Annotated in this window: 1 protein-coding gene; it reads left to right on the top strand. The window is 28.1% G+C overall.

What is annotated here, in order from left to right; all coding sequences use genetic code 11:
- The coding region (locus KVT11_RS20315) for a PoNe immunity protein domain-containing protein (RefSeq protein ID WP_217609192.1) at positions 1-249 on the top strand (249 nt) is incomplete at both ends.

The following is a 249-nucleotide window of genomic DNA, read 5'->3' as shown; positions in this document are numbered from 1 at the left end:
ATTGCTTTTAGAAATAGTGAGCCATCAGATTTTGATGAGCAAAGTGAGTTTTATGTAAAATATCCATATTTCAAATTAAAAGAAGTAATTGAAAGTAATAAAATTTCACAAGAGAATTCTATAAAAAATTTAGAGAAATATATAAAGGAGTATTGGTATAAGGGACATATAGAAGAAGCATGGTACGATGCACATGAAAATAAACATGACATTTATAGTGGTTACTGGAGTTTTGAAAGTGGAGCAATC

The sequence above is a fragment of the Bacillus sp. GbtcB10 genome (genome assembly GCF_019091365.1).
Classification (GTDB): domain Bacteria; phylum Bacillota; class Bacilli; order Bacillales; family Bacillaceae; genus Bacillus; species Bacillus altitudinis.
Note: the sequence above shows the minus strand (reverse complement) of the source record. Positions and strands in the feature narration are given on the sequence as shown.